We start from the raw sequence: 11115 nt of genomic DNA, 5'->3' as shown, positions 1-11115 counted from the left end.
GAATCACCTGATCCCGTGGATACGCCGTCTTCGTCCGGTTCCATGCCACCAGTTGCTGCTGCTCCTCATCCTGAGATAAAAGACGAATGTCAGCCATTCTTTCTTCCGCATTATCCAGAACCGTTTGAATAAAATGATCAAAATGACGAATCCATCTTTGAATTGAATCTTCATGAAAAATATCTTTATTATATTCAAAATCCGCTGCAATCGTTCCATTATTTTCCTGTTCAACAAATAAAGTCAGATCGAATTTGGAGACCTTCTTTTCCAAAGGAAACGGAGCGAGCTTTAACCCGTGCAAATCGAAAACATTTGTAGCATTGCCCAGAAAAATAGCCGCATCTTGCTTGCAAGCTTTTTGCAGTACAAACCCCGCTTGGAAAACTGCTGGAATACTCATATCACGCTGAAGACTGTTTTCGCTAACCATAAGCGAGAAGGGATAATCCTGATGATTGGTACAATCCGTTAATTCTTCTTGTACTTGCAGAAGCAATTGTTTAAAAGAGTAATTTTCACTAAAACGCATCCGAATCGGAAGTAAATTCACAAAGTAACCACAAGAATGATGGAAATCTCGATTTTTTCTACCGTATCTGGGCGTTCCAACGATAATTTCGTTTTGCCCCGATAACCGATGTAAAAAAGCAAAGTAAAGCGCTAACAACACGCGATTCAAAGACTTGTCTACTTTGTTGCAAAATGCAGACAGCTTCTCGCTCGTTTTTGCCTCCAAGGCAAAAGGCGCCAGTCCTCCGGCAAAAGCAGGAACAGGCGGACGCTTCTTATCAGCTGGCAGTTCCAACACAGGAAGTTCGCCTGATAGTTTATGTTTCCAGAACTGTGCTGATGTTTGCCCTGCTTCGCTCTGTAACAGGCTTTCCTGCCAACTGACAAAATCCGAATATGAGAACTCCACGCATTGCAGTTGGGTATTCTCTTGCAGATCTCCGTTATATAAACGTTTATACAATAAACCAAACTCATCTAATATCAGAGATAAAGACCAGCCATCAAAAACAATATGATGGAGTACGATGTACAGCACATAATGTTCCTCGCTAAAACACAGCAACCTGACTTTAAACAATGGCCCGTTGCTCAGGTCAAAACTCTCCTGAGACTCTGCCAACAGGTACTGGTTAACTGCCGACTCTCCCCAGTCCCCTACTGCGATTGACTTGAAATCGAGAACTGGTTCGCTATACACTTTTTGTACAGGCTCTTCTTCCATTATAAAGACAGTTCGGTAACATTCATGACGTTTTACGAATTCAATAAAAGCATTTTGTACAGTTTCTATATCCAGCTTTGAATAAATATGCCACGCAAACGATTCATTGTAGCAAGTGTTGTTTGGATACATCGATTCATGCGATATAAACGGGATTTGTCCCTTTGACAACGGAATTGTTTTGATAAACGTTTTACTTGACAAGTAAACCATCCCTTTCCGAATATGATTTTTTACATGTTCCCATACTCTGTTTCTTCACATCCGTACAGTACAGTTATTGAATTCATAATCAATGACGCTCTATTCAAGACGGACGTCATCACTTCCTTCCCTTCAATTTGCTGGCACCTTTTCGCCCGAATCGCGGCGACAAATGGTACCTTTTGTAATTATATAAAGGAATTATTAAGAATCATGTCGAAATTCGTTAATTTTTTGTAACACAATACTAATTGTTGTTTTTTTGACATAATTGTAAAGTTTATGATCTATACCCAAAATGTGCATTCACTAATCCGAAATATGAGTTATGAACAGCTTCACTCCAGAAAAACGAAAGTAACACAAAGAAAGCCCGTACCTTAAAGGCACGAGCCGCCGACATTTATGTTCAAGCTTAACGATATTTAATCTTCAAATCACCGACACTCTATCTTTATTAGTAGCTGCAAACGTTCAAATATCTCTATTTTCCCCAACATACCGAAGGGCTTGTCCCCATCTTAGATGCAATGTTATGCGCTGGGTCATTCTTCATGAAGTTCGCTATTGTTGCTTGTTTCTAAATAGGATTGTACAATTAATTTATAACTCATTTGGAGGTGTTCCTGTATGAAATGGGTTAATATCCGTGATATCTACCCCTATCGTTGGGTTCTGGTTGAAGCTCTTGAAACTCATTCTAATAATTACAAACGATCTATCGATGACATGTCCGTTGTTTCTGATTTTGATGACCCTAAACATGCATGGGCTTCTTACAAGAAGCTTCATCTGGCAGAGCCCTCCAGAGAACTTTATGTATTCTATACCGGAAATGAATGTATTGAAGTCATTGAACAGCCCTTTACCGGTATTAGAGGTCTTCGATGAAAATCCATCTTATCAATGGTCTTCCTATTATATCTCTCCCTCTTTCCTATAAGAATAAATCCACCCTTCTTAATAACGTCTTGTTAGATACCGGATGCTCCACAACTATTTTTGATACAGATCTTGTCGAACCTATTGGACTGGATATTGACTTTATCAATGGCAAATCAGTACGGATGTATGGAGTCGGTGGCTCTAGTGAATTATGTTATCAACAGGTGATCTCAGATCTCACTATTGATCACATACTACTAAAGGAATTTACAGTCCAACTAGGACTCACCAGAGACCTGCCATCCACTTGCAAACCTCATGTTCGTAATGAAGAGCTCCTGGGGGACAATGGTTTTAGGCACTAACCATCCTCTTTAGCAGAGCTTTCGATTGTATGATCAAAAACATGACGGGAGTTTTCTGCCCTATTATTGCTTCATTTCTGAGAATAATAAACCGTTCGATGCAATCCTCCAGCCTGCGTTTTGTACATATTCATATTCTACTTTTGAAGTTTTAACGTCTCTTTCTCCGTCTAAGCCTACATACATATCGAGAATTGCTTTTGTTCTGTTCCCATTCTGTTCGATGGTAACATTGCGTATAGAATCCTTTGATTTTTGGGAGTAACCTCCGTCGAATAATTCCGCCAGAACTCCGTTTTTATCATGATGTATACGGAAATCTCCCATGATTTCTTCAATGTACTTCGGAGTGTAAAATGGATCAAGCTTGTTTCTAATGTCCGCTTCAGTTGTTGCATCACAAATATAAGTAAAGTAGTGATCTTCTGATTGAAAGCTATCACACCTGAGATCTAACGCTTTATTACGATCCATCTGGCCAAATACAACAATCGTCGATAACTGGTTTTCGCCTTCTACGGCTAATCGAATCGCTTCTTCTTTCGTTAATTCTTGCTCGACATTTGTCGTACAGCCAACCAGCAGAAAAAGCATAGATAACAACAATAATACTAATTTTACTATTTTCACTTTGAATCGTCCCTTTTCATTGGCTTGAACATTTTATGTATTTGCTAGTCATTGCCCTCGATGACAGGTGTAAATGCGTCGCAACCCAGCTTTAGATAGCTGGTATCTTAGGCTGGGCCGCGTCTTGTCTGTTTAAAACAAATCTATTTCCCTTATAATGACTCTGCTGCAAATTGATAAAATGCCTCTGCATCCTCTCGAGTAGCAAAACCGGCTTGTGCCATCTTGTCGCTGCCTCCGCCTTTGCCGCGATAATCAGCCAAATGCTGTTTGAAGAAGGCACCGCAGGCAAGACCATCCTCTCCTGCTCGGGCGAGCAGTACCTTATGATCAGAGTTGGACATGAAAAGCACGATAACGTCAGCTTGTTCAGTGAGCTTACCAGCCAAGTTCTGCATGTCCTTCAGCATCTTATCCGTGAAAACATGCTTAACTAAGCTTCCCTGGCGGTCTGCCAACAGCTTCTCAGCCAGATAAGCATCATTCTCAGCCTTCACCGCATTTAATTCAGCTTGCAGCTGCTTCTGCTCCTGATCCCATTTCTCAATCCGATCCAGGATCTCTTCCTTTCCCGTATTGAATCGGGCCGCTAGACTGCCGAGAATCTCCACACCGGCATTAAATTCGTTCAACGCACGGTATCCACACTTAAAATAGATACGCATATGCCCCTTCTGCTTCTCAGCTCTCAACAGCTTGATCATTCCGATCTCACCTGTTGCTGAGACGTGTGTGCCGCCACAAGCGTTATACTCGATACCTTCGATTTCAACGATCCGAATATCATCGGTTACTTTCGGCTGCTTCACTAGCGGCAGCTCGGCCGCTTGCTCCTGAGTCACAACATAATTCGTTACCTTGCGATTCAGGTAAATCTGATCATTAACCTCCAGTTCCAACATCATAAGCTGATCCTTCGGCAAATCAGGTCGGGCAACATCAATCGTGGCATAATCCTCACCTAGGTGGAAGCTGAGCGTCTCCGCCTGGCATGCTTCCAGACACATAGCTGACAGAAGATGCTGGCCGCTATGTTGCTGCATATGGTCGAACCTTCTATCCCAATTCAATCGACAGTCGACCTCTTCCACCTCAGGAGAACGCTCGACTTTGTGCAGAATTTCCCCTTCCTCGAGAACGACATCAAGAACCGGAATTTTATTGATCCACCCCAGATCACAGGGCTGTCCCCCACCATGTGGATAAAAGGCTGTCTCATTCAATACCAGATAGGTTCCATCCTCCCGCTCCATTCTGCGAGTGATTTGTGTCTTCCACTCCCGGATATAGGCGGATTCATAATATAGCTTCTTCGTCATCTTTATGTCCTCACTGTTCCTAGATTACATTTACTTTACTATAAAAGAGCTCTATATTCCTCTGGTATTAACTGAAGTCTTTTCTGAATTGTAAGTAATATACGACTTGACTCTAAATCTCGAGTTTCAAGACCGAATCTAGAATCATCCATAATGACCGGCTTATCAAATTCGATAACTTCTACAACTTCCCCAGTATAAATCTTTTCTTCATATTGCTTGTATGTAAACTTCTCTTCTTGCTTCACTCTTTCGATATGTGAAAGTTTTCCGTCCTCGAAGGAACATTCAAATCGTGTACTTATGTACTCACCGTCAGCATCTTGATGATACTTAAACGCGATAATATCCTCACATACAAGATTAAAAAACATGATATAACCAGTGTCAGTCCCCGTAAAAACAACTACACTGTCCTCAAAACAATCATAAAAAAATTTCCCTGACGACCAAATACCTAAAGTGTCCATGCTGCGTTCATCCTTCAAATAAATTCAACATATCACCAAATGGATCTTCGAAATACGAAGCTAAGTGTTTAAGAATTATTATATTTTCTGAATTTGCTTTCAAAATTCATATTTAGCAGGTCGATCCATGTAATTGATTTTATACGTTTTCAATCCTTTATTCGTTCTCCTTACTAGCTCTAGTCTCTCATACATCTTATAATACACTTCTCCATAGTTCAGTCCTTCGGGTAATGATTTTATCAATCGTATTTCAGCGATCTCTGATTCCGGTAATTCATCTATTTCCTCTACCTCTGCATAAAATGCCATCCCATAACTATCATGAAACGCATATATGCCTAATGGTGATAATTCGAATTTTATGGAGCCTGTTTCCTCATACAATTCTCTGCTTGCTGTTTCTATAATAAATTCTCCTTCTTCTCTTCTTCCTCCTGGAAGCTCCCAAACTTCTCGATTCCTGTTTCTAATTATAATTAGTTCATTTTTATATTTTGCTATCATAACAACAAACGTAATCTTGTCATGTAAAATGTCATCTAGCTCGTACCATAGAAAATCCAAAGGATTGTCATCCCCTCTTCTTTTAAGATTCTGAATACAAGAACGATTCAAAAATGACTCAAAATGCCAACCACTTGAATCTCCTGAAATGTTATGTTTTAATTCAGTCCCCAAACCGATGGTACATGTATAATATCCAATTTCATTTTCACTTTATCTCCCTTCATGTCAGACAATTCCGTCTAACGTTTTTCTAACGTTTTTATATATACGAAATGACCCAGCCTTAGATAGCTCTTATCTCAGGCTAAGTCATCATTCCATCCACGATTATACAGCTTACAATCAAAGGGCGATAGCCTTGATCGTGTTATTCTTGTTATTCTCCATTTACCGCGATCATCTGCACCACTGGTCGGCCGTCACCCTTCAGTTCGATGTTACCAGCGAGTAGTTGTGAAGACCCGTCCCCGTCTAGAAATATGGCCTCATTCAACTCCCCATCGGCAATACTTCCCTTAATCGCAGTACGAAATTTTTCTGCCGTACATTTGGTAGAAGTAACAACCAGGTATAATTCCCCATAATTATCATAGACCATACCACTGCGAAGGCGCTCGTCATCGGGAAACGGCAACCCTTCTTCTTGAACCGCAATTCTATACCAGTTGCTATCGTCCTTTATATTCATACTGATTCCACCCTGAGCCCAGAACTTCGCAGCATCTGAGATATGCAGATCATCGACGCTTGCAGCTCGTTGTACGTTGACTATTTTTGTGACCCGATCATAAACGATGGTTCCCCGAGCATATTTGACGTTAAACCAGCCTGAGCCGTATTCTTTTGGACTTCCACTTACGGGCATACCATCCATAGCCGCGATGCTTAACAACTGATTTCCCCAAAAGAATCCACCATTTATCCCATTGGCTCCCGATTTCACGACGTTGTCGTTTATGCTATGAAGCGAAATACGACTCGGCTCCGTCTTCAGCACATGAAGAACAACACCGTTATCAGCAGTTATTTGAAAGTAGTTCACTTCTTTTGGATGATCGCCTTTACTTAAGTACCATATCGTAACGACCTCTAAAATTAGATATAAAGCGCATAAATAAAATGGAAAGGAACGTCTTATAACAGCGAATCTTTCATTCGTAATTCCTTTCATATCCGCTCGTCCCCTTATTCGTTACTTGATAATAGATATGACGTTCTTGGAAAATTCCGCTGCGTAGATGGTGTTATAAGCGGTTGGCGCCTTCCATGATTATACATCTGACATTCAAGGAAAAATAGTCTCAATGCTTAAATATGGTGTTAGATGAGGCCATGACTCTTTTCGAGTTACTATCGATTCCTGTAACCGCTAACATTCAAAAAAGGGAAACACAGCTATGTACTTATTAAATTTACCTTCCCATTCGTTCCAATCACCTGATCTCAGAGTCCCTGCAATCTGCAGCCCTGATGGTTCTACTGATGCCCATAGAAAGAAGTCAGTCTTACCTTCTTCACCAAACCAACATGGTTGACCAATATGATTTATAATTATTTGAGATGGGAGCAAAGAATAAATTTCAGCCAATCTATCCCATGAATCGTTAGTGAATTTATCAAATTCCAAACAATATACACGATCAATATTAATAATTGGTTCGTCCTTAATCTCGGAATTATCGTAAAAACAAATTATCAATTTTGTCTCTCCTTATATACACTCGTAAAGATTATCTCATTACTGTAATAATAATGATTTCAGCTCGTCCAAGGCCAAATGTTATAAATCTCATTCACAATCCCTCCAAACACTACATTTGGCAACCCAAATATAATGACTTTATATTGTAACCGCTTTCTCCCTTGGTAATCAGCTCCTTCATGATTATTACTAAACTCATTTTTCATATACAACATCCGTAATCCTATGTAGATATAAAAGGCTATTGCTAGACTTATTAGTCCTACTATGAAATTAAAAAAAACTAAAATTTCAGTCATTCCTGTCATCAAAGCTATTATTAATGATATAAAAACAAGTAACAAGCCTGATAAAAACCATATTCGCAATTTTAGCGACCAACCTTTCTTTGAGTAAGCAAACCTTTTTCCCGTGGGTAGGAAAACAGGTTGAACTGAAAATCAACGGCTTTTCGAAGTACGGTCAATCCATTACCTTACGAGGGTAAGTCCATACGGTAATTCTCGGTCATGAATCCAGGCTTCAACAAGCTTATTAAATAACTCAGGCTGGGCAAGGGATACTCCATGACCAACATTAGGTATGATAACGCCTTTACAATGGATTGTGTTATCTACGATGTCTAATAAGGATTTCCTCATCATTTTCTTCTCTTTTTCCCCAACCGTAATTAAAATCTTTGATGTAGACTTGCTGAAATCTGTTGGTATACGAAAAGACATGTTTTCTTCTAAAATCTGAATAAGAAGGTTCATATCCATGTTACTGGTTTCTTTATAATAGGTTTCAAACATTTCCTCACCAATGTATAACTGTTTGGCTTGAAGCTTCGAAAAAGTTCGATTTTTTGTTAGCCCATAAGTTAACCGGATGGCAGGTTGAATCATTTTATTTACAAATGGAGCTGGTCTAACAAGTGCACTATTTATTATTGAATAATCTACCACATCTGGGTTCATACTTAGTATTTTCATAGCAACTTGTGCGCCTAAAGAAAATCCGATTAAAATAACCTTTTTGCCTTGTGCTTTAGTTAGAATCAAATTTAATATTTCTTCAGCACAATTCTGAATTGAGAAGTCTGTGCAAGGACTCTTTCCATGTCCAGGTAAGTCCGGAACTAAGCAATGATAATCAGTAAAGTATTCAATTTGCTTCGCCCACATCCAACCACTCACTCCTCCCCCATGTAAGAAAACGATGAGAGAAGCTTCTGTATTTCCCGACTCTGTGTAATGTAGCTTTATTGGATTTCACCCTTTACTGTTTCACTTGATCTTACTTGACTTGTTTTCCAATGATTTCAGTTCATGTTCTTGTTTTTGGATTTATCCAGATTTCATCTTATGTAGGGTCAGCGACCGTCGGCGTCACGTTTAGATTCCGTAGGGTTGACTCCCTGTTTCCGCTTCTCCACCGAATTCTTCTCGGGGAATGAGAGCCGGGAGCTCAATGCGTAAATGTGTAGCAAGATGATGTTATTGTATGCGTCGAATTGCCTATCAGATATTATGTTTAAAAAATCGGTTTGTAAATCTTAAAGGTATCAAGATCAATCACTATATCTATTCTTCTATCATTGATTTTTTCAATTTCTTTCATTCCATATTCTTTACACAAATATTCATAGATCCCTTCCGGTCTTTCACCTCGAACAGTAATTTGACCAAACACTCTTTCAAGTTCACTTATTTCTAAATCAGAATTAGACAATAAGTACTTATGTAAAAAGTAACCGTCTAGTTCGATTATCAGCTCAATTACTCCCTCTCTTTTACGAACTCACTCTTTTCCCCGATTCGTATACGTTCTGGGATTGAGAACCCGAGAGACCTAAGCCGTGTCACTTTGGATCAAAAGGAATTAACCTTGCAGGCTTATAAGCTGAGTACGGGGTTCCGTCACCAACCACCAGTTCCTTTGCAGGTATTTCACATAATGTTCTTGTATCTATCTCCGAATCCGAGAGCCTTAAGGAGCTAGGCGTGGGGTTCTGCGCTTATAAATCTTATCTAAAGATTTGTAATCTTCTTTACTAAAAGTCATTCCTGGAACGTTAACTAGCCATTCAATTCCTGTTTCAAAGAATTTATATTTATTAATTACTTCCATAGGATTATTCTTATCTATTCCAATCCGGGTCCACTTTATCTGATCTTTTGTCGTTTCCACCTCTGCAACAATGACAGTACATGACAAATCGCAATCATCCGGACACATTAGTATCGGTAAAATCTTAATAACATCCTTCGAATCATATATATCCTCTATTACTTTCGATTCCTCATCATAACTTATCCAATCAACGATTGTTGGAATCAAACCTACAATCATATCATCAGGATAAAATTCATTTAATATGTCATCCAGAGGCTGCTCATCAATTAGTATTATTGGATGAGCAATTTTTACATACTTGCTTTTCCGATTCTCAACCGATAGTTTGTTTATTATGTCTTCCATCCCCTTAGGATTACACACATTTATTTTATTCAGGTATTGCGCATCACGCTTCTATTAGCGACTCCCCTTAGAGACTTAAGGAGGTTAAGTGAAAAGGTTAGACAAAACGGAGTAATGTGCAGTCCTTAATTACTTTGAGTTGCGCAACAATGATCTATTTACACTTTTTGATGTTCTTCCATCCATTCTTCAAGTGCCACTTTAATTAAAAATCGATCTTTTGAAGAGAAACTTTTAATTTGATTCCATTGTCCATCAACAAGTTGCAAATGGTAATGACCATTTATATCTGAATCTGGGTACCAGCCTAGATCAAAGAGCAAAGTGTCATCACTTTCAGGAATGTACCAGCTTCCATTATTAATTTTCAGTTTAACTATCTGTAATAAATCTTCTGTGAAGAATCCCCAGTTCTCAATTAGGTAATCATTTCCCTCACTAAGCATAGGATCTATATCGTAGAATTTGTTATAGGTTACGGCATAACCTGCTGGCATCTTAAGTTGCATTAGATTCAATTATCTCACCCTCTCATACATCATTGGTCATTTGGATCGGCTACACTTAGTTGGAAAGAGAAAATAATGGTTGTTTATTTTAGATGATGCCACGTTATGAATCATTGCCGATATTCAATACAGTTACTGTTATCCCAGTATTACTAGTGACAAAGTTGATTGACCACATGTGGCTTACTGACAATTTCCCACTAACTTTATCAAAAGTTCTTTTTACTAAAAACTTCTGATCTACGTTATAAATTATTAACTTTATCAAGGCCATGTTTAAGCTTCAGCTCTCTAGCCGCTTCACTTACAGATTCACTACTTGCTTGAATCGGCTTCAATCCGAATTTCTCAACTAAATATAAGCTAGATTCAGTTAATTTTTCGGAATATTTCCTGACTAAATATTACAACCGTTTGTAATTTCAAGTAAAGGCATATCGTGGAAATAGGTTTAGTAGTATTCATTCAAAAGTATTTTTATAGCGAAAAATAAAAGAATAATACATAGAAAATCAAAAATTAGTTGACACAATTTTTAATGCGTGATAAAAATGTTAATATCCATTTCGGAAAACTACATATTTGGGCTATGAAAGGATAAAGTAGTGGAAATCTCCCTATCTCAGAGAGCTGATGGTTGGTGTGAATCAGCATATAGATTATTCATGAAGTTCGTCCTGGAGCATCTTTCATAAATCTCACGTTGTGAGGAAATGAAAGACGGTAGTGAATACCGTTATCAAATAAAGTGGTGAAGAATTTTTTCACAACTAGGGTGGTACCGCGATATATATCGTCCCTACGTATTTACGTAGGGACGT

General features: G+C 38.8%; 11 protein-coding genes and 1 other annotated feature. Of the genes, 1 reads left to right on the top strand and 10 read right to left on the bottom strand.

Going from position 1 to position 11115, the window contains the following annotated elements; translation table 11 throughout:
- Positions 1–1450 (bottom strand): condensation domain-containing protein (locus tag BBG47_RS25810; protein WP_254659928.1); only part of this gene is annotated, 1450 nt, incomplete at its 3' end.
- A 621-nt stretch (positions 1451–2071) separates the two neighbouring features.
- Here BBG47_RS25810 and BBG47_RS25805 point away from each other — a divergent pair.
- Positions 2072–2332: a hypothetical protein gene (locus tag BBG47_RS25805; RefSeq protein WP_065294125.1), complete on the top strand. Its 261-nt coding sequence runs from the start codon at positions 2072–2074 to the stop codon at positions 2330–2332.
- A gap of 422 nt (positions 2333–2754) precedes the next feature.
- On the opposite strand, the gene BBG47_RS25795 is transcribed toward BBG47_RS25805, so the two are convergent.
- The 9 genes from BBG47_RS25795 to BBG47_RS25750 form a co-directional block, all read right to left on the bottom strand.
- Positions 2755–3321: a DL-endopeptidase inhibitor IseA family protein gene (locus BBG47_RS25795; protein ID WP_065294124.1), complete on the bottom strand. Its 567-nt coding sequence runs from the start codon at positions 3319–3321 to the stop codon at positions 2755–2757.
- A 152-nt stretch (positions 3322–3473) separates the two neighbouring features.
- A complete protein-coding gene (locus BBG47_RS25790; protein ID WP_065294123.1) occupies positions 3474–4640 on the bottom strand; it encodes an alanyl-tRNA editing protein in 1167 nt (388 codons plus the stop codon).
- Between the two features lie 38 nt (positions 4641–4678).
- A complete protein-coding gene (locus tag BBG47_RS25785; RefSeq protein ID WP_065294122.1) occupies positions 4679–5110 on the bottom strand; it encodes a hypothetical protein in 432 nt (143 codons plus the stop codon).
- Between the two features lie 99 nt (positions 5111–5209).
- On the bottom strand, positions 5210–5677 hold the full coding sequence (locus BBG47_RS25780) for an NUDIX hydrolase (RefSeq protein WP_065294121.1): 468 nt from the start codon (positions 5675–5677) through the stop codon (positions 5210–5212).
- Positions 5678–5996: 319 nt separating this feature from the next.
- Positions 5997–6791, bottom strand: a complete 795-nt coding sequence (locus BBG47_RS25775) for a hypothetical protein (RefSeq protein WP_065294120.1) — start codon at positions 6789–6791, stop codon at positions 5997–5999.
- Positions 6792–6989: 198 nt separating this feature from the next.
- Positions 6990–7319, bottom strand: coding sequence for a hypothetical protein (locus BBG47_RS25770; protein ID WP_083189615.1), 330 nt, complete (start codon positions 7317–7319; stop codon positions 6990–6992).
- A 473-nt stretch (positions 7320–7792) separates the two neighbouring features.
- The gene (locus BBG47_RS25760; RefSeq protein WP_065294118.1) at positions 7793–8569 is read right to left on the bottom strand and encodes an alpha/beta fold hydrolase; all 777 of its coding nucleotides are present in this window, start codon (positions 8567–8569) and stop codon (positions 7793–7795) included.
- Between the two features lie 724 nt (positions 8570–9293).
- Positions 9294–9785, bottom strand: a complete 492-nt coding sequence (locus BBG47_RS25755; protein WP_065294117.1) for a hypothetical protein — start codon at positions 9783–9785, stop codon at positions 9294–9296.
- A 158-nt stretch (positions 9786–9943) separates the two neighbouring features.
- Positions 9944–10294 (bottom strand): hypothetical protein, encoded by a 351-nt coding sequence (locus BBG47_RS25750; RefSeq protein ID WP_254659929.1) that lies wholly within the window; start codon positions 10292–10294, stop codon positions 9944–9946.
- 580 nt (positions 10295–10874) lie between these two features.
- Positions 10875–11098: a binding site (T-box leader), on the top strand.
- The last annotated feature ends 17 nt before the right edge of the window (positions 11099–11115 follow it).

This window comes from Paenibacillus sp. KS1 (genome assembly GCF_001680695.1).
Lineage (GTDB): Bacteria > Bacillota > Bacilli > Paenibacillales > Paenibacillaceae > Paenibacillus_B > Paenibacillus_B suaedae.
This window is presented reverse-complemented; position numbering and strand designations above follow the sequence as displayed.